Raw genomic sequence first — 24,551 nt, forward strand, 5'->3', positions numbered from 1 at the left:
GCATCACGAGATGAGCATCATCACGACCGCCACGGCCAAGCTGGCCGACATCGCCGTGGAGACGGACCGCACCGACGCGGTGCAGTCCTTCGTCAAACAGGAGACGGTCCTGGTCGACATCACCACGGTGGACGGCAGCACGGGGACCGGCTACGCCTACACCATCGGCACCGGCGGAACCTCCGTACTGGCCCTGCTGCGGGACCATCTGCTGCCCGCCCTCATCGGGCAGGACGCGCGCAACGTCGAGGCGCTGTGGCAGCGGCTGTTCGCCCTGACCCGCGCCACCACCACCGGAGCCATCACCTCGCTCGCGCTCGCCGCCGTCGACACCGCGCTGTGGGACGTGCGCTGCAAGCGCGCGGGCGAGCCGCTGTGGCGGCTGGCCGGCGGCCACCGCCAGGACGTCCCGGTCTACGACACCGAGGGCGGCTGGCTCCATCTGAGCGCCGACGACCTGGTGAAGGGTGCGCTGCGGGCCCAGAAGGCCGGGTGGGACGGTGTCAAGATCAAGGTGGGCAAGCCGCATGCCGCCGAGGACGCCGAGCGCCTGCGCGCCGTACGAGAGGCCGTCGGCCCCTCGCTGCACATCATGACCGACGCCAACCAGTCGCAGACGATGTCCTCGGCCCTCCAGCTGGCGGCCGCGCTGGAGCCCTACGACCCGTACTGGATCGAGGAGCCCCTGCCGGCGGACGACATCAGCGGCCACGCCCGGCTGGCCCGTGCCACACGGATTCCCGTCGCCGTCGGCGAGTCCCTGTACTCGCCCCAGCAGTTCCGCACCTATCTGGAGACGGGCGCCGCCTCCATCGTGCAGGTCGACGCCGCCCGCATCGGCGGGATCACACCGTGGCTCAAGGTCGCCCACACGGCGGAGAGCCACAACGTCATGGTGTGCCCGCACTTCCTGATGGAACTGCACGTCAGCCTCGTGGCCGCGGTGCCCAACGGCAGGTTCGTCGAGTACATCCCGCAGCTGCGGGCGGTCACCCGCGGCGAGCTGACGATCCGCGACGGGCGGGCCGTGGCGCCCGACGTTCCGGGGATCGGCATCGACTGGGACATGGACGCCATCGACGACCGGAGGGTGGCATGACGACGCCCGTCCTCCCGCCGGGCACCGACACCGGCTCCGCCGGGGCCACGCCGCCGCGTCCGGTGCACCGGCTGCCGTTCTGGGTCAACCAGCGGCTCGGGCTGCTGGTGCTCGTCATCGGCCTCGGTGCCCTGTTCGGCGCGTTGCAGCCGGCGTTCCTCGATGCACGGCTCGTGCTGTTCCCGCTGATGCGGGACGTCTCGACGCTGACGGTGGTGGCGCTCGCCCAGATGGTCGTCCTCTCGGTCGGGCATATGAACCTGGCCGTCGGGCGGATGGCCGCCTTCGGCGCCCTGTTCGCGGGATTCGGCTACGACCGGCTGGACCTGCCACTGCCACTCGGCCTGCTGCTGTGCCTGCTGGCCGGGGCCGCCATCGGCGCGCTGACCGGCTGGATCATCACCCGTACCGGGGTGAGTTCCTTCGTGGTGACCCTGGCGATGGACTTCGCGCTGCTGGGACTCGTCTCCCTGCTCTACTCGGCCCTGACCGAGAACGCCGCCTTCACCAGCAAGCCGTCCGGGCTCGCGGAACTGCGCTCGTACTCGCTGGCCGACATCTGCGTCGGGCCCGTGTGCGGATCCCCGGTCATCCCGCAGCTGGCGCAGTTCACCGTCCTGGCACTGGTCGGCCTCGGTTTCCTCTACGCCCGCACCCGCATCGGCCGGGAGCTGCTGCTCACCGGCGCGAACCCCGCGGCGGCCGAGCTGTCCGGCATTCCTACCGGCCGCCGGCTCATCCTGGCGCACACGCTCTCGGGGCTGCTCGCCGCGCTCGCCGGTTTCATGGCCGCCGTCGGCACCGGCACGTTCCGCGCCTCCATCGGGGACGACTTCATGCTGCCGTCCTTCCTCGGCTCGGTGCTCGGCGGCACCCTGCTCACCGGCGGTGTCGTCTCCGTACTGGGCGCCCTGCTGGGCACGTCCCTGGTCGGCGTCATCCGCAAGGGACTCGATCTGCTCGGCGTCGGTCTGGAAAGCCTGAACATCTACCTCGGCTGTGTACTCCTGCTGGCCCTCTCGGCCGACCGGGTGCGCACCGTGGTGGCCCATCGCAAGGTGGTGCGCTCCACATGAACACGATCCGCGAACGGGGAGAGCGGGGCGCCGCGATCCTGCGCCGCTTCTCCCGCTCCACGACGATGACCCTGCTGTGCGTGGTCCTCGCCGGCTACCTCGCCCTGGGGTTGGCCTCCTCCGGCTCGTTCCTCGAGGGCCCGTCGGTGCGGACCTTCCTGCGGTACCTGGCCACCCCCGTCCTCATCGGGCTGGCCCAGATGGTCGCGCTGTGCGTCGGACAGCTCAATCTCGCGGTCGGCGCGCTCGGTGGCTTCACCGCCTGCCTGATGGGTGTCCTGATGGCGGACCAGGGTGTGCCCGCCGTGGTGGCGGTGGCGGCCGGTGTGCTGGCGGCCACCGCCATCGGCCTGGTGACGGGCCTGTGCATCGTGGCGACGAAGATCAACGGTTTTATCGTCACCCTCGGGACGATGACCATCCTCCAGGGAGCGCAGTACTGGCTGGTGGGCACGCGCACCGTCGACGGATACTCCGCGGGCCTGAAGGACCTCGGCAGGGCGGCCCCGCTGAACGTCCCGCTGGTGTTCGTCACGGCCCTGGCCGCCGCGGCCCTGCTCGCCGCCTTCCTGTACCGCGGCACTGCCGGCCGGCGGCTGCTGGCGGCCGGTGGCAACCCGCTGGCGGCCCGGCTCTCGGGCATCTCCACCGACCGGCAGATCGTGCTCGCCCACACCCTGTCCGGGCTCTTGATCGGCGTGGCGGCCCTGACCGCGACGGCGTCGCTGCCCGGAGTCAACCGCAGTGTCGGCGGCGACTGGCTGCTGCCCAGCTTCGCGGCCCCCATCATCGGCGGCGTGGCGCTCACCGGAGGGTCGGTCGCCGTGCTCGGCACGGTGCTGGCGGCCTTCGTGATGCGGCTCATCGACGCCGCACGCGCGCAGTTCTCACTCGACCCGAGCTGGGTGAACTTCCTCATCGGCGTGGTCGTGCTCGGCACGGTGGTCGGCGGCCGGATCCACCAGACCCAGCTGGCGAAGCGGGGTGGTTCGCGCGGCCGCGTACCGCCCGCACCACCGCCGAGTGAGGCGCGACCGACCGCCGTCCTGCCGCACCCGGGAGGTTCCGGATGAGCAACGTCCTTCTCGAATGCCACGCCATCGTCAAGGTCTTCCCCGGCGTACGGGCCCTGGACGGCGTCGGACTGCGCCTGACCGAGGGGTCCATCCACGCACTGCTCGGCGAGAACGGCGCCGGAAAGTCCACCCTCATCAAGGTCATCACCGGGGTGCACACGCCCAACGGCGGCCGCCTGACCTGGTGCGGCGACGAAGTTCACCTGCGCTCGCCGCAGGAGGCCACCCGCACCGGTATCGGCGTGGTGCACCAGGAGCGCAATCTGATCCCGGGCTTCTCGGTGGCCGAGAACATCACGCTGCAGAGCCCTCCCTCGCACCGCGGTCTGATCGACCGCGCGGCCATGACCGCCCCCGCGCTGAGATGCCTCGGTGAGCTGGGTCTGGACCTTGACCCGGACCAGCCGGTCCGTGAACTGTCCGTGGCACAACAGCAGTTGGTGGAGATCGCGAAGGCCCTGTACACCGAGAGCCGGGTGCTGCTCCTGGACGAGCCGACCGCGTCCCTCTCCCCGCAGGAGGCGGAGCGGCTGTTCGAGGTCGTCCGGCGGCTGAAGGCCCGGGGGACGTGTGTCGTCTTCGTCAGTCACAAACTGGAGGAGGTGTTCGCCATCTGCGACACCGTCACCGTGCTGCGCGACGGCAGGTCCGTGCTCGAATCCTCGCCACTCGCCGACCACACCCACGACGACGTGGTCGGGCTCATGGTGGGCCGGGCCCACTCGGCCACCGAGATGCGGCCGCGGGAGGCGGACACCTCCGCGGCGCCGGTGCTCTCGTTCGACGGCGTCTCCACCGCCGCCGGGCACCGGGACATCAGCCTGGACGTCCGGCCCGGCGAGATCGTCGGTCTGTACGGCCTGGTCGGCGCGGGGCGCAGCGAACTGGTCAAGGCCATGCTCGGCCTCGACCGCGTGACCGGCGGCGAGATCCGGGTGCACGGCGAGCCGGTGCGCATCACCTCTCCCCGGGAGGCCCTGCACCGCTTCGGCATCGGCTACCTCACCGAGAACCGCAAGGAGGAAGGGGTCTTCCTGGAGCAGCCCATCGCCCGGAACATCACGGTGACGGTGTGGAAGAGGCTGGCGAAGACGCTCGGGTTCATCTCCGCGCGCGAGGAGCGGGAGGTCGCCCACGACCTCGTCGAACGTCTCGGCATCCGCATCTCCGGACTGGGGCAGAACGCCGGTGAGCTGTCCGGCGGCAACCAGCAGAAGGTGAGCCTGGCGAAGTGGCTGGCGGCGGACACCCGGCTGCTCATCGTCGACGAGCCGACCGTCGGGGTCGATGTGCGCACCAAGCACGCCTTCCACGAACTCATCTGGGAACTGGCCCGCGGTGGCCTGCCCATCCTGCTGATCAGCAGCGACCTCGCGGAGATGATCACGCTCGCGGACCGGGTGGCCGTGATGGCCGACCACCGGATCCGCGGTGAGGTGGACAACGACCGCGACTACGAGCGGATGAGCGGCCGCATCATCCGCATCATCCACGACCGCGCGACCTCGGCCGTGCACCCCCGGGCGGTGGAGGCGTGACCGGGCCGCGATGACCCCGCCCCGGCCGGTCCGATGCCGTACGCCGTGCGGTCAGGACGCCGTGCGGTCAGGACGCCGTGCCGTCAGGACGCCGCGCGGTCAGGACTTATCGTCCTGGCTGAGCTGGCGCCGGAGGCTGCGGGCGAGGTGCTCCGCCATCGCCTCGGCCGCGCGGTCGGGGTTGCGGCGCAATACCGCGTGCAGCACACGCTGGTGCTCGGCGAGGGTCGGGTCCTCGGCGTCGAGAACACTGCTGAGCCGGAAGATGTGCAGATGGGAATGGAGCCGCTCCACCGCGTCCGCGAGCAGCGGCCGCCCGGACGCCTGCGCGATCGCGTCATGGAAGCGCTGGTCGAGGGCGGCGAAGTCGCGGTAGGCCGCATAGCGCCCGGCAGTCCCCGAATGGGACTGCATCTCCTCCGCGATCCGCTCGATGCCGTCGAGCTGAGCCTCACTGGCGTTGCCCGCGGCGAGCGCGGCCGCCCTCGGCTCCAGCAACTGCCGCATCTCGAAGAGCTCCTCGAGCCCCTGCCGGGTCAGCAGCTCGGTGGTGCGGTACCCCGAGAGCGGCCTCTTCACCACCAGGCCATCGGACTCCAGCCGGGCCAGCGCCTCCCGGATGGGGGTCGGTGAGACGCTCAGGGCGCGGGCCAGGGCCTCGATGCTGACGCGCGCGCCGGGGGTGATCTCATGGTCCATGACCATGGCCTTGATGTTCTCGTAGACGCTGTCCGACAGGGCCTGGCGGGCGGGGGACAGGTCGCGGCCGTGCCCGTCGCGCGGTGCCCCGAGCGCGGAGGTGTCGTGCGGCGGCATCCGGCCTCCTGGTGCTCTTCGGGGCTTGTCGGGACAGCAACAGTTTACCCAGGTGAGGGACGCGGTTCAGGGGTGAGCCGAGTCCGTCCCACCCGGTGCTGAGCTGCGGCGAAGCGGAACCCGATATAGTCGGTTATGTGTCATATGTGACGGTCTGGGGGAAGTCGGGACAAGGAGCCTCGCATGCCGCCCCGTTTCCGCCTGCCCGCCCAGCGTTTCGCTCTGTCGGACACGGCTCGTGCCGAAGCGTTCAGTGACGCGGTCCTCGCGATCGCACTGACCATCCTGGTGCTCGGCCTGACCACCCCCGCACATCCGCCCGGCGGCCTGGGACACGCACTGGCCCGCCAGTGGCCCGCCTATCTGGGATACGCCGCGTCCTTCAGCTACATCGCGGTGATCTGGCTCAACCACCACCGGTGCTTCCTGCGGATCCGCAGCATGGACCGGGGCCTGCACGCGGCGAACTTCTTCTTGCTCTTCACCACGGCGGCGCTGGCCTTTCCCACCGAGGTCGTCGCCACCGAACTGCGGGCCGACGCCTGGGGCACGGACGCGAAGGTGGCCGTGGCGCTCTACGCGGCCCTCGCCGCCGTGATGTGTCTGAGCTGGGCGGCCCTCTACGACCACCTGCGCCGGCGCCCCGAGCTCCTGGAGGAGACCATCGAGCCCACGTATGTACGCCACGGCTCCCTTCGCTCGTGGATCGGAGCGCTGGCCTACGCGCTCGCCGGAGTCCTGGGCGTCCTCGTCACGCCGCTGGCCGCCCTGGCCGCGTTCATCCTGCTCCCCGTCTTCTACTTCACCACCAGCGAAGGGCTGCCGGGGAGCCGGGACACGTCCGGTGAGGCCGCCGCCTGACCTCGGCATGGCCGCGGGGCCGCTACCGGCGCATCTGAGCGTCGCTGTCGGGCAGCGCGGCAGGATTGGGCAAGGACGCGGGAGGATCTTTCTTTCGCCGGTGTGACGCCGGCCGCTTACCTGGAAGTGTCACATTCCGCGTGGAGATCGCGTGCTCCACCGCGTGCGCAGGAGGCACATCATGAAGGTAGCCGTGGTCACGGGCGCCAGCTCCGGTATCGGCCGCAGCGCGGCGATCCAGATCGCCGAACGGGGCGCCGGGGTCATCCTCACCTACAGCTCCAACCAGCAGGGCGCCCAGGACGCCGTCGCCGAGATCGAGAAGCGGGGCGGCACCGCCGTGGCCCTGCCTCTGGACATCGGCGACACGGCCGGCTTTCCCGCGTTCCGCGACGCCGTGGCCGAGGCGCTGCGCACCACCTGGCAGCGCGACACCTTCGACCACCTCGTCAACAACGCGGGTTTCGCGGGGAATTCGATGATCGAGGAGACCACCGAGGAGTTCTTCGACGCGCTCACCCGTGGCCTGTTCAAGGGGCCGTTCTTCCTCACCCAGGCGCTGCTGCCGCTGATGGCCGACGGCGGGGCGATCGTCAACACCACCAGCAACTCCACCCGGCCGGCCGTGACGGCGCCCGGGTACTCCGTCTACGCGTCCGTGAAGGGCGCCCTGACGGTACTGACCCGCTACATGGCCAAGGAGTTCAGCGCCCGGGGCATCCGCGTCAACTCCGTCGCACCCGGCGCCACCCGCACCCGCTTCGCCGACGATGCCTTCGAGCGGCACCCGGAGATCATCCCGGACCTGGCGCGCACCTTCGCACTCGGGCGGATCGGTGAACCCGACGACATCGGCATGGTGATCGCCACCCTGGTCGGCGAGGAAGGCCGCTGGATCACCGCCCAGGACATCGAGGTCTCCGGCGGACAGAACCTCTGAGGCCCGTCCGGTCGACCGTGCGCGGGGCCGGACGGCGAGGGCGGCGCGGACCGTGCCCTGGCGTACGGCCCCGGCGCGGCGGCGAGCGAGCCGCGGACGGTGCTGATAAAGACCTGCCTGGCGGCGCTCGCGACGCGCCGCCCTCACCCCTCCGAGGAGGCAGGGCATGCCCCAGGTACGCGCCGCCGGCGTGAATCTCCACTACCAGGCGGTCGGTGACGGCACACCGCTCGTACTCGTCCACGCTTCGTGGAACGACCACACGAGCTGGCGGTCCGCGATCGAGGCCGACCTCTCCGCGTCCTTCACCGTGGTCTCCTACGACCGCCGCGGCCACGGCCGGAGCGAAGAGGTGCCGGGTCAGGGCACCCGGAGGCAGGACGAGGACGACCTCGCCGCGCTGATCGAAGGGCTCGGCCACGCCCCCGCGCATGTCGCCGGGGTCTCCTTCGGCGCGTCGATCATCCTCGGCCTGGCCACCCGCCGGCCCGAGCTGTTCCGCAGCATCGCGGTGCACGAGCCACCACTGGTCGGGGTCGTGGCCGACGACGCGGAGGCCATGGCACAGCTGCGGCCGACCATGGCCTCCATCGAAGCCGTGGTGGACCACCTCCGCCGGGCGGAGACCGAGCGGGGCGCACGCCTGTTCGTGGAGGAGGTGGCCCTGGGCCCCGGCAGCTGGGGCCGGCTGACCGGTCCGGTGCGCGCGATGTTCGTGGCCCACGCCCGGACCTGGCTGGACGAACAGTCCGACCCGTCCTGGGCCCTACTGGACCTGGACCGGCTCTCCGCCTGCACGATGCCGGTACTGCTGAGCCGCGGCAGCACGAGCCCCAGCTGGTTCTCGATGGTCCTGGAGCGGCTGGCCGCGGCCCTGCCGCGGGCACAGCGCCGGAGCTTCGAGGGGGCGGGGCATATCCCGCATGTCACCCACCCCCAGGAGTACACGGCCGTCCTCACCGAGTTCATCGGGGCGGCGGAGGCCGGTGACCACACGTCCGGTCGCTGATCGACTTCACTCGGGGCGCAGCACCGGCCGCAGCGCGTCCAGCACCGACGGGTCCTCGATCGTCGACGGCACCGGCTCGTCGCGCCCGTCGGCGATTCCGCGCATCGTCTTGCGCAGGATCTTCCCCGACCGGGTCTTGGGCAGCGCCTCCACGACCGAGACGGCCCGGAACGCGGCCACCGGGCCGATCTCCCGGCGGACCGCCGCGACCAGCTCCTCGCGCAGGTCTTCGTCCCGGATGTCGGCGCCCGCCTTGAGCACCACGAAGCCCCGCGGCAGTTGGCCCTTCAGCTCGTCGTGCACCCCGATCACCGCACACTCCGCGACGGCCGGGTGCGCCGCGAGCACCGCTTCCATCGCACCGGTGGACAAGCGGTGCCCCGCGACGTTGATCACGTCGTCGGTGCGGCCCATGACGAACAGATAGCCGTCCGCGTCGCGGTACCCCGAGTCACCGGTCAGGTAGTAGCCCTCGTACCGGGACAGATACGCCTCGATGAACCGCTGGTCGTCACCCCACAGCGTGGGAAGCGCACCGGGAGGCAGCGGAAGCCGGATCGCGATCACGCCCTCCTGGCCCGCGGGCAGCTCGGCACCGCCCTGGTCCAGGACGCGCACATCCCAGCCGGGAACCGGCACCGTGGCCGACCCGGGCTTGACCGGCATCGGCTCCAGCCCGTGGAGGTTCGCGGCGATCGGCCAGCCGGTCTCGGTCTGCCACCAATGGTCGATGACCGGTGTGCCGAGGTGCTGGTGCGCCCAGTGGTAGGTCTCGGGGTCGAGCCGCTCCCCGGCCAGGAAGAGGGTGCGGAACGAGGACAGATCGTACTTCTTCGGCTCGAAGGCCTCCGAGTCCAGCCTCTTGATCGCCCGCAGCGCCGTGGGCGCGGTGAACAGCGCCTTCACCCCGTGGTCGCTGATCACCCGCCAGAACGCCCCGGCATCCGGGGTGCCCACCGGCTTGCCCTCGTACAGCACGGTGGTCGCACCGATCAGCAGCGGCGCGTAGACGATGTAGGAGTGCCCGACCACCCAGCCGACGTCGGACGCGGTCCACCACACGTCGCCCGGCCCGATGTCGTAGATCGCGGCCATTGACCACGCCAGCGCGACCGCGTGGCCGCCGTTGTCGCGGACGACGCCCTTCGGCCTGCCGGTGGTCCCGGAGGTGTACAGCACATACAGCGGGTCGGTCGCCGCCACCGGGACCGGGCCGACCGGCTCGGCGCGGGCGACGAGCTCCGCCCAGTCCACGTACACCCCGCCGAGCTCCGCGCGCGCCCGGTCGCGCTGCAGGATGACGACCTTGTCCGGCTGATGGGTGGTCAGGCCGAGCGCCGCCTCCACGATGGGCTGGTACTCCACGACCCGCGTCGGCTCGATCCCGCAGGACGCCGCGACGATCACGGCCGGTTCGGCGTCCTCGATACGGGCGGCCAGCTCCTTGGGCGCGAAGCCGCCGAAGACCACCGAGTGCACCGCGCCGATCCTGGCGCAGGCCAGCATGGCGATGACCGCCTCGGGCACCATCGGCATATAGACGATGACCCGGTCGCCCTTGCCCACACCCAGCGAGCGCAGCGCCCCGGCGAAGAGCGCGACCTCATCACGCAGCTCGGCGTAGCTGAAGCGCCGGACCGCACCGGTCACCGGGGAGTCGTAGATCAGTGCGGTCCGGTCGCCGTGGCCGTTCTCGACATGCCGGTCCAACGCGTTGTACGAGGTGTTGAGTTCACCGTCGGGGAACCACCGCAGCAGCGGCGCACGGGAGTCGTCCAGGGCCTGGGTCGGTGGCCGGGTCCAGTCGATCGCCGCCGCCGCGTCCAGCCAGAACCCTTCGACATCCTCGAGGCTGCGGTGGTAAGTCTCGTCGTACGCGCCCATCAGCGCCCCTTGCGTCGCTCGGCCTTGGAACTGTGAGCAGTGTGGCCCATCGACCGGGCGGCGGCCAGCCCCGTCGGTGTGTCAGACCGTGGACAGGTCGATGGCCCGGTCGATGTCATCGGGCCGCAGCACCCGCAGGATGCCTTCGAGCAGGTAGTAGTCGGCGTACGGGAGCGAGATCTCGACGCCGTCCTCGCTCGGCCGATTGCGGGTGCAGCGCGCCACGACCGCGTCGGCGCGGGTCGACTTCCTGGTCAGACAGGTCTCCGACAGCGCGGTGAGCAGCTTCAGCGCCTCCTCGCGGTAGCGCGGTTCGCCGGTCGCCCGCGACAGGTCGAGCAGACCACAGGCCATCACCGCCCCCGCGGACGCGTCCTTGATGTCGTGCGGCGCCTGCGGCGCGAGATAGTCCCACACCGGCACATGGTCCGGGCTCAGCGCGCCCAGGGCGAAGTCGGCGAGCTTCCGCGCGGTGGTGAGGAATTCCCGCCGGCCGGTCCGGCGGTAGATCGTGGTGAATCCGTAGATCCCCCATGCCTGCCCGCGCGACCAGCAGGAGGCCGGGCTGTAGCCCTGTACGGTGCCCGGGCCCAGGGGCGCGCCGGAGGCCGGGTCGAAGTCGTAGACATGCGGGGTCGAGCCGTCCGGGCGGGGGAAGTTCCGCTGGGTGGTTCTCGCGTGTTCCACGGCGATGTCGAGGTACGTGCGGTCTCCGGTCTGGCTGCTCGCGAATGCCAGTAGATCGAGGTTCATCATCGTGTCCATGATGACCCGGCCCGCGTTCGACGGATCGTTCAGCGCTCCCCAGGCCCGGATGAAACGGCCCTTCGGGTTGTACCGCCGGATCAGCGAGGAGGCGGCCCGGATCGCGCCCGTCCGCCACTTGTCGTCGCCGGTGAGCCGCCACGCGGTGACCCACGAGGGGTAGAAGAGGAATCCGAGGTCGTGGGTGCCGGTGTCATCCTGGCGCGGGGCGAGCTTCTCCGCGGAGGCGAGCGCCAGGGTGCGGAACCGCTCCTCGCCGCTGTGGAGCCAGGCCATCCACAGGGTGCCGGGCCAGAACCCGCCGACCCAGTCGCCGTTTTGGGAGTACGTCCACTTCTCGAACTTCGTACCGACCGGAAAGCCACTCACCCCCGGTGCCACCGCGCGCAGCTTGGCCACCGCGTAGTCCGCCGTCGCGTCGAGCGTGGCGGCGGCATGGCCGGGAACCTTCTGCGCGGCCTGCGCCGGGGGAGCGATCGAGGTGGCCGCCACCGCCGTACCGGCCGCGGTGGTCAGCAGGGCTCGCCGGGAAACGCTCATCAGTGCCCGTCCTTCACGAAGGGGAATCCGACAACGAGTTGCGGTCCGTACGTGTGCTCAGCCGCCTGTGGGGCGCGGGCGTGGTACCCGCGCCCCACAGGCGAACCGGTGGAACTGGTCAAACTGGTGGAGCTGGTGGAGCTGGTGGAGTGCGTCGGGGAAGCCGGGGGATCAGGGGTAGTCGACCACGTTCGCGACGTTGCTGCCCCCGTCCGACGGGCCTCCCGTGCCGTTGATGACGTGATTGATCGTGCCGGTGCCGCCGAGCGAGACGGTGACCATGTCATGGAACGTCACATCCGGGGTCTGGGGAACCTCGAAGGCGTGCTCGGCGGTGACGGACTTGTTGGTGTTGAAGAAGCAGTAGCTGCCCAGGCCCCACGCCTCATGGCGCTTGACCGAGTCGGCCACCTTGTAGGCGGCGTATCCCTTGGTGGAGCCGTTCATCCAGGCGTCCTGGTTCGGCGGGTCGTAGGGCATCTCGTTCTGGTAGAAGTACGTGCGGCCGCCCTCGCCGTTCCAGGTGGTCTGGTGCTTCTGGTAGTGCTCCACGAACAGGCCGTACATGGTCACGTCGTCGCCGTTGACGACGAGCCCCTGGTCGGCCGTGTTGGAGTCCCAGCCAACGCCGTCACCGTGGTCGGCGCGCCAGATCCAGGTGTGGTCGCCGATCACGTTCGAGCTGTTGACCACCAGGCTGGTGGACGCCTTGCCCACGCCCGCGCCGCCGACCCGGAAGAACACATCGTGCAGCGACGTGGGGTTGTCGGCGTGGCTCGCGGAGGAGTCCTTGGGGCCGACCTCCATCAGCGTCTCGGAGTTCTCGCTGCCCGCGTCGATGAGCAGGCCGGCGAGCTTGACGCCGTCGACATCGGCCACCGTCATCGCCGAGACCCCGTTGTCGGGGATCAGCGTGGCCAGTCCCAGGCCCAGCACGACGGTGTCGGGCCGGGTCACCTTCAGCGGCGCGTCCAGGTGGTAGACACCAGGGGTGACGAGCAGGTGCTTGCCCGCATCCAGCGCCGCGTTCATCTCCTCGGCCGTGTCACCCGGCTTGACGATGAAGAAGTCGTCCAGCGGGATCGATGTGCCCTTCGGCGCACCGGAGGACCAGGACGTGCCCGTCGAGTCCTTGCGCACGTCCGGCGCGAACACCTTGTAGGCGCCGTCGTCGTCGACGTACAGGAAGGGCTTCTCACGGGACACGGGTGTCTTGTCGACCCGGGTGTACGGCGGCTTGGGGAAGTTGCCGGCCGGGGCGTTCTGCGCGCCGACGAACACCATGTTCCAGTTGGAGCCGGTCCAGCCGCCCCATTCGGTGTTGCGGGAGAGCCACTGCTGCTGCGATCCGGACTTCACCTGCCCGTCGACCTTGGTGTCGGCCAGCAGACCGCCGCTGGACCAGCCGCCGTCGTCCAGCTGCAGATCGCCCTTCAGATGCATGCGGCGGTACGGGGCGGCCTGCGATACGGCCCAACGGTCCGCGCCACCATCCGGGTTGACGGCCAGGTTCTCGGCGTCCCGCCAGAAGTTCTGCGTGGCGTTGCCGTCGAACCAGTCGGCCTCGGCGTGCACCTGGCCGTTGATGGTGGTGTCGTCGGGCGACAGGCCCAGGCCCGCCACCTGCGTGTAGAAGCCGACGTTGGCCTTGACGTCGTAGGAGCCGGGCTTGAACAGCAGGGCGTGCCGGGCCTGGCCGAACTGGTTCTTCTCCTGCTCGCCGAAGACCGAGTCGAGCTTGCCCTGGATGTCCTGGGCGGACATGGACGGGTCGAAGACCTGCACATTGGGACCGAAGTCCGGTTCGGCGTCCGCGCCGTGCGCCGCCGGTACGGTCAGCGCCGCCGCGGCGGCACCGGCCAGCGCGGCGAACGCGGCGGTCCAGCCGGCGATGCGGCGGCGTCCCCGACGCCCGCGCCTGGTGGTGTCGTTCGTCATGGTGGTGTGTCTCCCTCAGCCCTGGTACCGGGCGAATATTCCGGTGAACTGCCAGGGCTCCTGGGCGACCCCGGAGCAGGTGTCGTCGTTCGGGTAGGCGCCGGGGCAGGGGCGGTCCCGGTTGACGGACCAGAAGGAGAGCCGCGAGAGGTGGTGCTGGGAGGCGTAGTCCAGGATCGTCTCGAAGTCGTCGGTGGAGACGGTCTCGTTGACGTCGGTGATGCCGTTCATCGAGGACAGGCCGCTGTGCCGGTAGGCGTCGTCGTCGCTGTAGCCGTAGGCGCCCTTGACGGCGTTCTTCAGACCGTCGGTGGCCTGCTTGGTCAGCTCGCCCATGTTCTGGCCCTCGCCGCCGAAGTCGAACGGCATGATGGTCCAGCTGTCGGCCTCGAAGTCGGACTCGGCGGCCCGGCGGATCATGCTGTCGTCGGGGCCGTTCTGATCGCTGGGGAAGGTGACGTAGGTGAGCAGCCCCGGGTTGTCGGCCTTCACCTGCTTCAGGGCGTCGATGGTCTTCTGCTGGACGGCCGGGTCGTTGTAGGCATCGCCCTCGATGTCGATGTCGATGGCCTTGAGACCGTAGGCGTCGATGACCTTCTGGTAGGCCCCGGCCAGGGCCTTCGCGTCGCCGCAGGACTGCTCCAGCTTGGCGCCGCTCGCGCCGCCGAAGGACGGCACGACATCGCCGCCCTTGGCCCGTATGGCCTTCACGGTCTGCTCGTCGGCCCCGCCGGTCAGCGGGCGGCTGCCGTCCCACTGCGGGGAGCAGTTGCCCGAGTCGAGGACGAAGGCGAGGGTGAACCAGCTGACGCCGGTGGCGTCCATCACCTCACCCGGGTCCGGCGGGTTGCCCCATCCGTTGTACAGGTAGGGGGCCACGGCGGCGGGTGCGGCGGATGCCGCTGTGGGGGCCTGACCGGGGCTCGCGGCCCAGGCGGCCGCGGTCGTGCTCGCGACGGCGGCCACGGCGGCCACGGCCAGGGCGGTCCGCCGCCGGCGGCGGCGGTGTGCGCGGTCCTGGGCGGTGCATTCTTCGCGGTCGTTCATGTGGGGGGATGCCTTCCTCAGACGCGGACGGGCCCCGGCAGTGGCATGTCCGTCGGACAGGCGCCGCCGCAGCCCGCGACATGCGGTTTTCGGCCGGAAGGTCACGGCCGGACTCTCGGCCCATATATTTCGGGAGTTGAACGCGTCCCGTCAATAGGTCCGCACCAATGAAGTGACGTGCCTTCAAGCAGCGAACTCGCGCGACGCGTTGCGTCGGTGAAACACCTCAGCTGTGGTGGGGACTGCCGGCCCGCACCGTCATGAGAGTGCTCGCCGTGACGGCCGGGGCGCGGCGCGGCGGGGCCGGGCGCACGTCCGCGGCGGCCGGGGAGTCGGCGTCTCAGATGGCCGCGCGGATGGCCCGTTCGAAGCCCTCGACATGGTTGCCGGCGAGCTGTGCCGCCTTGTCGGGGTCACCGGCGACGATCGCGTCGATCAGCGGTCCGTGCTCTCCGACGTGGCCGGCCACGTCGGACAGGCGGTCGATGAACAGGCACCAGATGCGCGTGGCCAGATTGTCGTGGCGGACGAGGGTGTCCTCCAAGTACGGGTTGTGCGTGGCGGCGTAGATGGCGCGGTGGACCTGCAGATCCAGGTGCATGAGGTCGGCGGCGGCGTGCCGGTGCGGATCCACGCTCTCCAGCTCCCGCCGTAGGGCCGTCAGCGTCGCACGGTCGGTGGCGGTGGCGCGCCGAGCGGCCCGGGCGGCGGCCAGCGGCTCCAGCTCCTGGCGCACCTCCGAGATATAGGCCAGGTCGGTGATGTTGACCTCGGTGGCGAAGGTGCCGCGCCGGGGGTAGGTGGTGATCAGGCGCTCGTACTGGAGCCGCTTGAGCGCCTCGCGCACCGGTGTCCGCCCGACGCCGAGGGACTGTGCCAGCTGGTCCTCGTTGATCGGCGCGCCCGGGCGGATCTCGAGCATGACCAGACGGTCCCGGACGGCGCGGTAGGCGCGCTCGGCGAGGGACAGCTCCTCGCCGTCCCCGGGCTCGGTCGCCACGTTCCGCATGAGACCCCCTTGACCTGTCCGGCGAGCTCCCATACCTTACCGCAGAGGCTGATATATCAGTTGCCGATCAGTGGTCCAGTAGTTCGCCTCCCAGGATGGTGCGCACATGGCAGCGAACCCGCCCACCCAGGTCACCACCCCTCACTCCGTCCCGCTCAGCGAGCTCGATCCGGAGGTCGCCGCCGCGGTCGACGCCGAGCTGCACCGGCAGCGGTCGACCCTCGAGATGATCGCCTCGGAGAACTTCGCCCCGGCCGCCGTCATGGAGGCCCAGGGCTCGGTCCTGACCAACAAGTACGCCGAGGGCTACCCGGGCCGTCGCTACTACGGCGGCTGTGAACACGTCGACGTCATCGAGCGGTTGGCCATCGCCCGAGTGAAGGAGCTGTTCGGCGCCGAGGCGGCGAACGTCCAGCCGCATTCGGGCGCGCAGGCCAACGCGGCCGCGATGTTCGCGCTGCTGCGGCCCGGCGACACGATCCTCGGCCTCGACCTCGCGCACGGCGGGCATCTGACCCACGGCATGCGCATCAACTTCTCCGGCAAGCTGTACAACGTCGTGCCGTACCACGTGCGCGAGTCCGATCTGCGCATCGACATGGACGAGGTCGAGCGGCTGGCGCTCGCCCACCGGCCCAAGATGATCGTCGCCGGCTGGTCGGCCTACCCCCGCCGGCTGGACTTCGCCGCGTTCCGGCGGATCGCCGATGCGGTGGGCGCGTATCTGATGGTGGACATGGCGCACTTCGCCGGGCTGGTGGCCGCGGGCCTCCACCCGAGCCCGGTGCCGTACGCCGATGTCGTGACGACCACCACGCACAAGACCCTCGGCGGCCCGCGCGGCGGGGTGATCCTCAGCCGGGCCGACCTGGCCAAGAAGATCAACTCGGCGGTCTTCCCGGGACAGCAGGGCGGCCCGCTGGAGCATGTCATCGCGGCCAAGGCGGTGGCCTTCAAGGTGGCGGCGGGCGAGGACTTCGCGGAGCGCCAGCGGCGCACCCTGGACGGCGCCCGCATCCTCGCCGGACGGCTGCTCGCGGACGATGTGGCCGAGGCCGGGATCACGGTGCTGACCGGCGGCACCGAGGTGCATCTGGTCCTGGTCGATCTGCGCGCCTCCGCGCTCGACGGACAGCAGGCCGAGGACCGGCTGCACCGCGTCGGCATCACCGTCAACCGCAACGCGGTGCCGTTCGACCCCCGTCCGCCGATGGTCTCCTCCGGGCTGCGGATCGGCACCCCGGCCCTGGCCACCCGGGGCTTCGGCACGGCGGAGTTCCGGGAGGTCGCCGACATCGTCGCGCAGGCCCTGATGGCCGAGCGGCTCGGCGACGAGCACACCGGCCTGCTGCGTGACCGGGTGGAAAAGCTCGCCACCGCGTTCCCCCTCTATCCCCGGCTGAACCACTCGACTCACCCGGCTCACCCGGCCCACCCGACGCACCCGCCCCGCCCGAACGGAGACGCGGCATGACCGCCACGCCGCTGCCGGAGCACCCGGACTTCCTCTGGCGCACCCCCGAGCCGCGCTCCTCGTACGACGTCGTCATCGTCGGCGCGGGAGGCCACGGCCTGGCCACCGCCTACTACCTCGCCCGGAACCACGGCATCACCAACGTCGCCGTCCTGGAGAAGGGCTGGCTGGCCGGTGGCAACATGGCACGCAACACCACGATCATCCGCTCGAACTACCTGTGGGACGAGAGCGCGGCGATCTACGAGCACGCGCTGGGGCTGTGGGAGCGGCTTCCGGAGGAGCTGGACTACGACTTCCTGTTCAGCCAGCGCGGCGTCCTCAACCTCGCCCACACCCTCCAGGACGTCCGCGAGGGCGTGCGCCGGGTCAACGCCAACCGTCTCAACGGGGTCGACGCCCAGTGGCTGGAGCCGGACGAGGTCGCCAAGGTCTGCCCCATCCTCAATGTCTCACCCCGCACCCGCTATCCGGTCCTCGGCGCGACCTTCCAGCCGCGGGCCGGTATCGCCAAGCACGACCACGTCGCCTGGGCGCTGGCCCGGCGGGCCGATGAGCTGGGCGTGGATCTGATCCAGGGGTGCGAGGTCACCGGCTTCCTCAAGGACGGCGACCGGGTGGTGGGAGTCGAGACCAGCCGCGGCCGTATCCTCGCCGGCCGGGTGGGTCTCGCGGCCGCCGGGCACAGCAGCGTGCTGGCCGAGCGGGCCGGCGTCCGGCTGCCGGTGCAGTCCCATCCGCTCCAGGCGCTCGTTTCCGAACTGCACGAACCGGTGCACCCCACCGTGGTGATGTCCAACCACGTGCACGTCTACGTGTCCCAGGCGCACAAGGGCGAGCTGGTGATGGGCGCGGGCGTCGACGCCTACAACGGCTACGGGCAGCGCGGCTCGTTCCATGTGATCGAGCGGCAGATGGCCGCCGCCGTCGAGCTGTTCCCCGTCTTCGCCCGTGCGCATGTGCTGCGGACCTGGGGCGGCATCGTCGATGTCACACCGGACGCCTCCCCGATCATCGGCACCACCCCCGTCGAGAACCTCTACGTCAACTGCGGCTGGGGCACCGGCGGGTTCAAGGCCACCCCGGCCGCCGGCTGGACCTTCGCCCACACCATCGCCACCGGCGAGCCGCATCCGCTGAACGCCCCCTTCGCCCTCGAACGGTTTACGACGGGCGCGCTGATCGACGAACACGGCGCCGCGGCCGTGGCCCACTGAGGAGGACATCGTGCTGCTGATCAGTTGCCCATGGTGCGGTCCTCGTGACGAGACCGAATACCACTACGGGGGACAGGCCCATGTCCCCTACCCCAAAAACCCCGCGGAGCTCACCGACGAGGAGTGGGCCGCGTACGTCTTCTACCGCGACAACCCCAAGGGGCCCTTCGCCGAGCGGTGGATGCACGGCACCGGCTGCCGCCGCTGGTTCAACGTCCTGCGCGACACGGTGAGTTACGAGGTGCTGGCCGCCTACCGGCTCGACGAGCCCCGCCCCGACATCGCCCAGGCCGGAGGGAACCCATGACCGACCAGCGATTCCGGCTGCCGCACGGCGGCCGCGTCGACCGCGGCACCGTGCTGCGGTTCACCGTCGACGGGCGGGAGATGACCGGGCACCCCGGAGACACCGTCGCCTCGGCGATGCTGGCGAACGGGCGGGTCGAGGCCGCTCCGTCGATCTACCGCGGCCGCCCGCGCGGCATCGTCGCCGCGGGTGTCGAGGAGCCCAACGCCCTGTTGCGGATCGACGGACCGTGCTCCGAGGGCATGCTGCCCGCCACGACGGCAGAGCTGTACGACGGGCTGTCCGCCACGACGCTGTCCGGGATGGGGCGGCTCGACCCGAGCCCCGACCCCGCCGGCTACGACAAGAAGTACGTCCACACCGATGTCCTGGTGGTCGGTGCCGGACCGGCCGGGCTCGCGGCCGCCGCCGCTGCCGCGGGCTCCGGCGCCCGGGTGATCCTCCTCGACGACCAGCCCGAGCCCGGCGGTTCGCTGCTCTCCGGGCGCACCGAGAGGGTCGGCGGGCAGACCGCCCTGGAGTGGGTCGCCGAAGTGTGCGCGGCCCTCGACGCCGCCCCGGAGGCCGTCGTCCTGCGGCGCACCACGGCGTTCGGCAGTTACGACGACAACTACGTACTGGCCCTGGAGCGGCGCACCGACCACCTCGGCGCCGACGCTCCCGAGCCGTCCGCAGGCGTCTCGCGGCAACGGCTGTGGCACATCCGGGCCCGCCAGGTGGTGCTGGCCACCGGCGCCCACGAGCGTCCGCTGGTCTTCGCGGGCAACGACCGGCCCGGGGTGATGCTCGCCGGGGCCGTGCGCTCGTACCTCAACCGATACGCCGTGGCGCCGGGTTCACGGGCCGTGGTGGCGACGACGAATGACAGCGCCTATGACACGGTGGCCGATCTCCACGCCGCCGGGATCGACATCGCCGCCGTCGTGGACGCGCGGCCCGAACTGTCCCGCCGGGCCGCCGAGGTGGCCGTGGCGAGTGGGGTGCGGGTGCTGGCGGGCAGCGCGGTGGTGGACACCGCGGGCGGGGACCGGCTCACCGGTGTCACCGTTCGAGCCCTCGACGCCGAGGGTCAACTCACCGGTGAGGGCGAGTCGTTCGACTGTGACCTGCTCGCCGTCTCGGGTGGCTGGAGCCCGGTGGTGCATCTGCACAGCCAGCGCCAGGGCACGCTGCGCTGGGACGAGGACCTGGTCGCCTTCGTCCCCGACGGCACCGTACGGGACCAGCACATCGTCGGCGCGGCCCGGGGGACGTACGACCTCGACGGCTGTCTCGCCGAAGGGGCACGGGCCGGTGCGCGGGCCGCGACGGACGCCGGGTTCCCGGTGACCGCGCCCGAACCGCCGTACGGCGACGCGCGGCCCCGGGCCGTGGCGGGCCCGGTGCGCGCACTGTGGCTGGTGCCCCCACCTGGCCCCGGCAGCGCACCCGCCACCTGGGACACCCACTTCGTCGACCCGCAGCGCGATGTCACCGTCGCCGACGTCTGGCGGTCCACCGGCGCCGGTATGCGCAGCGTCGAGCACATCAAGCGCTACACCTCGCTCGGCACGGCGAACGACCAGGGCAAGACCTCCAACGTCAACGCCATCGGTGTGATCGCCGAGGCGCTCGGCGCGGGCGCGTCGCCCGGGCGGATCGGCACCACGGGCTACCGGGCGCCGTACGCGCCGGTGGCCTTCGCCGCGCTGGCCGGGCGCGAGCGCGGCGAGCTGTTCGATCCGGAGCGCACGACCTCCATCCACCTATGGCACGTGGCCCACGGGGCGGTGTTCGAGGACGTCGGGCAGTGGAAGCGCCCCCGGTACTATCCCCGGCCCGGCGAGGACATGGACACGGCCGTGGCCCGCGAGTGCCGCGCGGCCCGTGAGGGCGTGGCGTTCATGGACGCCTCCACCCTCGGCAAGATCGAGATCTGGGGCGCCGACGCGGGTGAGTTCCTCAACCGGATCTACACCAACGCCTTCAAGAAACTGAAGCCCGGCATGGCCCGCTACGGCGTGATGTGCAAGCCCGACGGGATGATCTTCGACGACGGTGTGACGCTGCGCCTCGACGAGAACCGCTACTTCACGACCACCACGACCGGTGGCGCCGCCGCCGTCCTGGACTGGCTGGAGGAGTGGCTGCAGACCGAATGGCCCGAGCTCGATGTCCACTGCACCTCGGTGACCGAGCAGTGGGCGACGATCGCGGTCGTCGGCCCCCAGTCGCGCGAGGTCGTGGCCCATCTCGCGCCCGAGATCGACCTGTCGAACGAGAGCTTCCCGTTCATGGCCTTCCGCGAGACCACCCTGGCCTCCGGCATCCCCGCCCGCATCTGCCGGATTTCCTTCTCCGGTGAACTCGCCTACGAGATCAACGTATCCGGGTGGTACGGCCCGGCGGTCTGGGAGGAGGTGTACGCGATCGGCCGGCCGTACGACATCACCCCGTACGGCACCGAGACCATGCACGTCCTGCGGGCCGAGAAGGGCTACATCATCGTCGGCCAGGAGACCGACGGCACCGTCACCCCGCAGGACGCGGGCATGTCCTGGGTGGTCTCGAAGCGCAAGGACTTCATCGGCAACCGCTCGTACTCCCGCACCGACACCTCCCGCACCGACCGCAAGCAGCTGGTCGGCCTGCTGCCGAGCGATCGGCGGACCCGGCTGCCCGAGGGCACGCAACTCATCGCGCCGAACGTGTCCCTCACCCCCGAGGCCGGGCCGGTGCCGATGCTCGGCCACGTCACCTCCAGCTACCACAGCCAGGCCCTCGGCCGCCCCTTCGCCCTCGCTCTCGTCGCCGACGGGCGGGCACGGATCGGCGAGACCCTCCTCGCCCCGGTGGGCGAGGACCTGGTGCCCGTGCTGGTGGCCGACACCGTCCTCTACGACCCCGAAGGGACCAGGCGAGATGGCTGAGCCGACGAACGCCGCAGGCGCGGGCGGAGGCGCGGGCCCGGTGGCGCTGCGCACCAGCCCCCTGGCACAGCTGGCGGAGCGGATGCGCGCCGCCACCGTCACCGGCCCGCGCGGAGTCACGCTGACCGAGAGGCCGTTCGGCACCATGGTGAACCTGCGCGTCGACCCCGCCTCCGAAGCGGCCGTCCGCATCGAGAAGTCCCTGGGGGCGCCACTGCCGCGGCAGTGCGGCCACACCACCGCATCGGACGCTCACACGGTTCTCTGGCTCGGACCCGATGAGTGGCTCGTGCTCTCTCAGACTGACGGGACCGCCGTGGTCGCCGAGTTGCGGGCGGCGCTCGGAGCGGATCCGGGCTCGGTCGTGGACGTCTCGGCGAACCGCACCACGCTGGAGCTGAGCGGCCCGGCCGCCCGGCAGGTGCTGGAGAAGGGCTCCCCGCTGGACCTCCACCCCCGGGCCTTCGGCCCCGGCCACGCGGTGTCGACCACGGTGGGGCCCGTCGCGGTGCTGCTCTGGCAGGTCGACGGCGCCCCGACGTACCGGCTGTTCCCCCGTTCCTCGTTCGCCGACTATCTGGCGCGCTGGCTCATCGACGCGATGGGCGAGTACCGCGGGCCGGAGCTGCCCTGATGGCCTGGCCCGTGGTCACCGCGCGTCCGGGTGTACGGGAGAGAGCCGGTAGGTGTTCTCGTGGGTGATCACACGGCCGGCGGTGGGCGGCGGGAAGTGGGTGCCGAGCAGGAGCGTGTCCGTGTCGGCGAGGGCGCCGAGGAGTGCGCGGCGGGTGGCCTCGGACTGCTCGGGAGCGATGTCGACGCATGAGCCGATGGCGGGGTGGGCGAGCTGGACGGGGTGGTGGATGCAGTCCCCGGTGATCAGCGCCGTCCGGTCCCGGCTGGTCAGCTGGAGGGCGATATGGCCGGGGGTGTGGCCGGGCGTGGGGATCAGCCGCAGCCCGGGAGCGACCTCGGTGCCCTCGGCCGGGACGTCGACCAGATCGAGCAGTCCCGCTTCCTCGATCGGGGTCACGGAGTCACGGAACATCTGCGCGCGCGGCTCGTCCATGTCGTAGTCCGCCCAGAACTCCCGTTCGGCGCGGGAGGTGAGATAGCGCGCACCGGGGAAGGTGGGCACCCATGAGCCGTCCACCTCGTGGGTGTTCCAGCCGACGTGGTCGGTGTGCAGATGGGTGAGGATCACCAAGTCGATGGATTCCGGGGGGAATCCGGCGGCGGCCAGACGCTCCGGATAGTCGGTGCGCAGATCGTGCCAGGCGGGGTTGGCCCGTGTCTTGCCGTTGCCGATGCCGGTGTCGACGAGCACCTTCAGCCCGCTCACCTCGAAGGCGAAGCTGTGGCTGTCCAGGCGCAGGATGCCCTCCTGGTCGGCGAAGTCCGGGCGCAGCCAGTCCTGTCGCGTGACCACGTCCGTGGTGGCGTCGGGCAGCAGCCACGGCCCGGTCTGCGGCGGCAGGAGCACCTCGTCGATGCGGTGGACGGTGAGGTCGCCCACGGTCCAGAAGGGGATGTCGGCGCTGTGTGCTGTGTGCATGGTCCGTCGTTTCCTCGGTCTCGTGCGAAGGGGGCTTGATCTCTAGCGGGGGAGGGCGATGGTGTTCCGGGGCGCGGCGTGGCGCCGTGACGCGGTGAGTGCCGCCACCGCCGCGGCGGCGAGGACGGCGGCACCGATGGCGTACGCGTGGGCGGCGGTGCGCAGCCCGTAGTGCTGGGTGGCGGCGCCCGCGGCGACGGCGGGCAGGCTCATCGCCAGATAGCTCAGGACGTAGTAGGCGGCCACGGTGGTGGCCCGGTCCCGCTCGTCGAGCGAGCCGAGCATCATCCGCAGCGCCCCCTGGGAGACGGCGCCGAAGGCGATGCCCGCCAGGGCCGCGCCGCCGAACAGGGCGAGCGGTCCGGCGCCGTGCAGGGCGCCCAGGCTCAGGGCTGCGGAGGGGATGACGGCCAGGCAGCCGCCGGTGGCGGCGGTGGCCGGAGCTGTGCGTCGCAGTGTCCATACGGTGAGCGCGGCGGCGGCGCTGACGGTGAAGAACACCATTCCGCCCGCCGTACGGGGAGTGCCGGGGGCCACGAGCCGTACGAGCGCGGGGCCCAGGGAGGAGTAGAGACCGCCGAGCGCCCAGACGGCGACGACACCCGTGCCCGCCGTCAGCAGCGCGCGGCGGGCCGAGGGCGGGACGCCGAGCCGCGGGAGCAGCGACCGCAGCGCGCCGGGGCGTCGGCGCCCGGTCTCCGCGGTGAGGGTGACCGCGGCCGCCTGCGCCACGAACAGCGCGGCCAGCAGCAGGTAGACGGTGACGGTGGGCGCGGGGGAGAGGGGGATGAGGAGGGTCGAGACGAGCACGCCGCCGGCCATGCCGGCCACCGGGGTGATGCTGTTGGTCAGGGCCGATCGGCCGGGGCGCAGCGGGTCGTCGAGGTCGAGGAGCGCCGCGCCCGAGGCACTGGTGGCCGCGCCGGTGGCCGCTCCCTGCAGGACCCGGGCGGCGATCAGCGGCCCGGCGCCGTCCGCCGTGGCCAGCAACACCATGGACGCGGCCGCCAGGACCAGCGCGCCCACCAGGACGGGGCGCCGTCCCAGGTGGTCGGAGAGGGCTCCGACGGTGAGCAGGGCCAGCAGCAGGGTCAGGGAGTAGGCGCTGAAGATCACCGTGATGGTGAGCGCGGAGAGGCCCCACTGGTCCTGGTAGAGCGGATACAGCGGGGTGGGGGCGCTGGACGCGGCCAGGAGGGTCGTGAGGACCGACGCGTAGAGGACGAGGGGCGCGGTGCCGTTCGGGGTGGTCTCGCGAAGGGGCGCGGTGCGGTGCGCCGGGGTCGCGCGGTGAGGCGCGGTGCGGCCGGCCGTCGTCTCGCGGAGGGGGACGGCTGCGTAGGGGCACTGCGCGGGGGCGCCGGAGGTGGCGCTGGACATGGGACTCCTTCCCGCTAAAAGCGACGCATTTGCTTTAAGGGACTGTAGGCCCTACAGTCGGCTAACGCAAACCGTTAGCTTTTGTTTCGGGGTTGCCGGAGATCGCCGGGG

General features: G+C 71.2%; 20 protein-coding genes. 12 read left to right on the forward strand and 8 right to left on the reverse strand.

The features are described 5' to 3' along the window. Positions 1–10 precede the first annotated feature (10 nt). The 4 genes from J8403_RS35630 to J8403_RS35645 are packed head-to-tail and all read left to right on the forward strand — an operon-like array spanning position 11 to position 4,789. Positions 11–1,099, forward strand: a complete 1,089-nt coding sequence (locus tag J8403_RS35630) for a mandelate racemase/muconate lactonizing enzyme family protein (protein ID WP_211126745.1) — start codon at positions 11–13, stop codon at positions 1,097–1,099. Continuing rightward, positions 1,096–2,175, forward strand: a complete 1,080-nt coding sequence (locus J8403_RS35635; RefSeq protein WP_211126746.1) for an ABC transporter permease — start codon at positions 1,096–1,098, stop codon at positions 2,173–2,175. The genes J8403_RS35630 and J8403_RS35635 overlap by 4 nt, the downstream gene beginning before the upstream one ends. Further along, positions 2,172–3,248: an ABC transporter permease gene (locus J8403_RS35640; RefSeq protein ID WP_211126747.1), complete on the forward strand. Its 1,077-nt coding sequence runs from the start codon at positions 2,172–2,174 to the stop codon at positions 3,246–3,248. Before J8403_RS35635 ends, J8403_RS35640 begins: the two co-directional genes overlap by 4 nt. Next, entirely contained in the window at positions 3,245–4,789 is a 1,545-nt protein-coding gene (locus J8403_RS35645) for a sugar ABC transporter ATP-binding protein (protein ID WP_211126748.1), read from the forward strand. Before J8403_RS35640 ends, J8403_RS35645 begins: the two co-directional genes overlap by 4 nt. A 99-nt stretch (positions 4,790–4,888) precedes the next feature. Here the strand turns inward: J8403_RS35645 and J8403_RS35650 are convergent, their stop codons facing one another. Continuing rightward, positions 4,889–5,605 (reverse strand): GntR family transcriptional regulator, encoded by a 717-nt coding sequence (locus tag J8403_RS35650; protein ID WP_211126749.1) that lies wholly within the window; start codon positions 5,603–5,605, stop codon positions 4,889–4,891. Positions 5,606–5,788: 183 nt separating this feature from the next. Here J8403_RS35650 and J8403_RS35655 point away from each other — a divergent pair, with 183 nt between their 5' ends. From J8403_RS35655 to J8403_RS35665, 3 genes are all read left to right on the forward strand, one after another. Continuing rightward, positions 5,789–6,466 carry a TMEM175 family protein gene (locus tag J8403_RS35655; RefSeq protein ID WP_211126750.1) on the forward strand — a complete coding sequence of 226 codons (678 nt, stop codon included), beginning with the start codon at positions 5,789–5,791 and terminating at the stop codon, positions 6,464–6,466. A 181-nt stretch (positions 6,467–6,647) separates the two neighbouring features. Beyond that, the gene (locus tag J8403_RS35660; protein WP_246586147.1) at positions 6,648–7,406 is read left to right on the forward strand and encodes an SDR family NAD(P)-dependent oxidoreductase; all 759 of its coding nucleotides are present in this window, start codon (positions 6,648–6,650) and stop codon (positions 7,404–7,406) included. 166 nt (positions 7,407–7,572) lie between these two features. Next, complete coding sequence (locus tag J8403_RS35665) at positions 7,573–8,415, forward strand: alpha/beta fold hydrolase (RefSeq protein ID WP_211126751.1); 843 nt, start codon at positions 7,573–7,575, stop codon at positions 8,413–8,415. Between the two features lie 6 nt (positions 8,416–8,421). Here the strand turns inward: J8403_RS35665 and J8403_RS35670 are convergent, their stop codons facing one another. The 5 genes from J8403_RS35670 to J8403_RS35690 form a co-directional block, all read right to left on the reverse strand. Beyond that, entirely contained in the window at positions 8,422–10,299 is a 1,878-nt protein-coding gene (locus J8403_RS35670) for a propionyl-CoA synthetase (RefSeq protein ID WP_211126752.1), read from the reverse strand. Between the two features lie 81 nt (positions 10,300–10,380). Further along, positions 10,381–11,604 (reverse strand): glycoside hydrolase family 88 protein, encoded by a 1,224-nt coding sequence (locus tag J8403_RS35675; protein WP_211126753.1) that lies wholly within the window; start codon positions 11,602–11,604, stop codon positions 10,381–10,383. A gap of 171 nt (positions 11,605–11,775) precedes the next feature. Continuing rightward, the gene (locus tag J8403_RS35680; RefSeq protein ID WP_211126754.1) at positions 11,776–13,542 is read right to left on the reverse strand and encodes a coagulation factor 5/8 type domain-containing protein; all 1,767 of its coding nucleotides are present in this window, start codon (positions 13,540–13,542) and stop codon (positions 11,776–11,778) included. Positions 13,543–13,557: 15 nt separating this feature from the next. Beyond that, entirely contained in the window at positions 13,558–14,589 is a 1,032-nt protein-coding gene (locus tag J8403_RS44470) for a chitinase (protein ID WP_211126755.1), read from the reverse strand. Positions 14,590–14,929: 340 nt separating this feature from the next. Then, positions 14,930–15,598, reverse strand: a complete 669-nt coding sequence (locus tag J8403_RS35690) for a GntR family transcriptional regulator (protein WP_211126756.1) — start codon at positions 15,596–15,598, stop codon at positions 14,930–14,932. Between the two features lie 106 nt (positions 15,599–15,704). On the opposite strand from J8403_RS35690, the gene J8403_RS35695 reads away from it, so the two are divergent. Genes J8403_RS35695 through J8403_RS35715 form a run of 5 tightly spaced genes read left to right on the forward strand, consistent with a single transcriptional unit; the run spans position 15,705 to position 22,139 of the window. After that, the gene (locus J8403_RS35695) at positions 15,705–17,072 is read left to right on the forward strand and encodes a serine hydroxymethyltransferase (protein ID WP_211126757.1); all 1,368 of its coding nucleotides are present in this window, start codon (positions 15,705–15,707) and stop codon (positions 17,070–17,072) included. Then, positions 17,069–18,289, forward strand: a complete 1,221-nt coding sequence (locus J8403_RS35700; RefSeq protein WP_211126758.1) for a sarcosine oxidase subunit beta family protein — start codon at positions 17,069–17,071, stop codon at positions 18,287–18,289. The genes J8403_RS35695 and J8403_RS35700 overlap by 4 nt, the downstream gene beginning before the upstream one ends. A 10-nt stretch (positions 18,290–18,299) precedes the next feature. Beyond that, on the forward strand, positions 18,300–18,596 hold the full coding sequence (locus J8403_RS35705; protein ID WP_211126759.1) for a sarcosine oxidase subunit delta: 297 nt from the start codon (positions 18,300–18,302) through the stop codon (positions 18,594–18,596). Beyond that, the gene (locus J8403_RS35710) at positions 18,593–21,505 is read left to right on the forward strand and encodes a sarcosine oxidase subunit alpha family protein (RefSeq protein WP_211126760.1); all 2,913 of its coding nucleotides are present in this window, start codon (positions 18,593–18,595) and stop codon (positions 21,503–21,505) included. Before J8403_RS35705 ends, J8403_RS35710 begins: the two co-directional genes overlap by 4 nt. Then, positions 21,498–22,139 carry a sarcosine oxidase subunit gamma gene (locus tag J8403_RS35715; RefSeq protein ID WP_211126761.1) on the forward strand — a complete coding sequence of 214 codons (642 nt, stop codon included), beginning with the start codon at positions 21,498–21,500 and terminating at the stop codon, positions 22,137–22,139. The genes J8403_RS35710 and J8403_RS35715 overlap by 8 nt, the downstream gene beginning before the upstream one ends. Positions 22,140–22,154: 15 nt before the next feature. Here J8403_RS35715 and J8403_RS35720 read toward each other — a convergent pair whose 3' ends face one another. Both J8403_RS35720 and J8403_RS35725 read right to left on the reverse strand, forming a co-directional pair. Then, on the reverse strand, positions 22,155–23,060 hold the full coding sequence (locus tag J8403_RS35720) for an MBL fold metallo-hydrolase (protein ID WP_211126762.1): 906 nt from the start codon (positions 23,058–23,060) through the stop codon (positions 22,155–22,157). 42 nt (positions 23,061–23,102) lie between these two features. Continuing rightward, positions 23,103–24,440: an MFS transporter gene (locus tag J8403_RS35725; protein ID WP_211126763.1), complete on the reverse strand. Its 1,338-nt coding sequence runs from the start codon at positions 24,438–24,440 to the stop codon at positions 23,103–23,105. Between the last annotated feature and the right edge of the window lie 111 nt (positions 24,441–24,551).

This window comes from Streptomyces yatensis (genome assembly GCF_018069625.1).
Classification (GTDB): Bacteria; Actinomycetota; Actinomycetes; order Streptomycetales; family Streptomycetaceae; genus Streptomyces; species Streptomyces yatensis.